The organism is Salinicola socius, assembly GCF_001937195.1.
In the GTDB taxonomy this organism is placed as follows: domain Bacteria; phylum Pseudomonadota; class Gammaproteobacteria; order Pseudomonadales; family Halomonadaceae; genus Salinicola; species Salinicola socius.
The window spans coordinates 1-540 of record NZ_MSDO01000105.1 but is presented as its reverse complement, the minus strand read 5'-3'; the positions used below and the strand labels follow the sequence as shown (position 1 = coordinate 540).

1 protein-coding gene is annotated in these 540 nt (G+C 64.8%); it reads right to left on the bottom strand.

Annotated elements, in window-relative coordinates; translation table 11 throughout:
• A partial coding sequence (locus tag BTW07_RS19070) for an Ig-like domain-containing protein (protein ID WP_167369297.1) occupies positions 1-540 on the bottom strand: 540 nt, incomplete at its 5' end.

The following is a 540-nucleotide window of genomic DNA, read 5'->3' as shown; positions in this document are numbered from 1 at the left end:
TTAGCTGCCGTCGCTATTAAAGCTGAGGCTGCCGTTGCCGGTGCCGACATCCGTCGCCAGGTCATAACCGGCGATGGTGCCGTCGACGTCACTTGCCGCCGGCACCTGGCCGGTCAGCAGCGTGTTCTCTTCCGTCGTGGTCGCGGCCGCCTGAGCGACCGGCGCGTCGTTGGTGCCGGTCACGGTGATGGTCACCGTCTTGGGTGCGCTGACCCCACCGTCGTTGTCGGTAGCGGTATAGCTGAAGGTGACGTCGCGGCTCTCGCCGGTAGCCAGACCGTCGAAGTCGGCACCCGGCGTGAAGCTGTAGGAGCCGTCGGCATTGAACTTCAGGCTGCCATTGCCAGTGCCGACATCCGTTGCCAGGTCGTAACCGGCGATCGTCCCATCGACATCCGTCGCTGCAGGAACCTGGCCGGTCAGCAACGTGTTCTCTTCCGTCGTGGTCGTGCCTGCCTGAGCGACCGGTGCATCGTTGGTGCCGGTCACGGTGATGGTGACCGTCTTCGGTGCACTGACGCCGCCATCGTTATCGGTGGC